The 1,035-nt window shown below is 54.3% G+C and carries 1 protein-coding gene; it reads left to right on the top strand.

Going from position 1 to position 1,035, the window contains the following annotated elements:
• On the top strand, nucleotides 1-972 hold a 972-nt coding region (locus ACFVQB_RS34480), incomplete at its 5' end, for a maltose/glucose-specific PTS transporter subunit IIC (protein WP_379449920.1).
• Between the last annotated feature and the right edge of the window lie 63 nt (nucleotides 973-1,035).

Below are 1,035 nucleotides of genomic sequence, written 5' to 3'. Positions count from 1 at the left end.
GTATATCCGCAATGGGCGGATCTCGCCAATATGATTAATCTGATCGCGGGGACGGCTTTCGCTTTTCTGCCGGCTTTAATCGGCTGGTCGGCAGTGAAGCGGTTCGGAGGAAGCCCCCTTTTGGGCATCGTGCTCGGGCTGATGCTGGTGCATCCTGATCTGTTAAACGCATGGGGCTACGGGGCTGCCGAGCAGAGCGGCGATATTCCGGTGTGGAACCTGTTCGGCCTTGAGGTGCAGAAAGTCGGGTATCAAGGTCAGGTGCTCCCGATTCTGCTGGCGTCTTATTTACTTGCCAGGCTTGAGATCTTTTTGACGAAACGGACGCCGGAGGGCATTCAGCTGTTGGTCGTCGCGCCGGTGACGCTTTTGGTCATCGGTTTTCTATCCTTTGTCATCATCGGTCCGATTACCTTTGCGATCGGTAACGCGCTGACGGCGGGATTGATTGCCGTTTTCGGCCAATTCTCCGCCATCGGAGGCCTGCTGTACGGAGGGCTGTATTCGGCGCTTGTGATTACGGGGATGCACCATACGTTTCTCGCGGTCGATCTTCAATTAATCGGCTCAAAGCTCGGCGGCACATTTTTATGGCCGATGCTCGCATTGTCAAATATCGCTCAAGGATCGGCGGCTTTGGCCATGATGCTGATTACAAAAGATAAAAAACAGCGGGGGCTTTCACTGACGGCCGGCATTTCCGCATATTTGGGCATTACCGAGCCGGCGATTTTCGGCGTGAATCTGCGTTACAAATTTCCGTTTGTGATCGCCATGATCAGTTCGGGAATCGCGGGGATGTTCATCTCCGTCAAAGGCGTTCTCGCAAGCTCGGTCGGAGTCGGCGGCGTGCCGGGGATCTTCTCCATTATGAGTCAGTACTGGGGTCCGTTTGCGATCGGAATGCTGATCGTGCTGATTCTCCCGTTTGCGGGAACATACGGGTATGCGCGGCTGAAACGGCAAAAATAGAAAACCTGCGGGGCGCCTTCTATCAGGCTGTCCCTTTTCCCTTTCAATTCAAAACATTACAGG

Source organism: Paenibacillus sp. NPDC057886 (assembly GCF_042796655.1).
GTDB lineage: Bacteria > Bacillota > Bacilli > Paenibacillales > Paenibacillaceae > Paenibacillus.
This window is presented reverse-complemented; position numbering and strand designations above follow the sequence as displayed.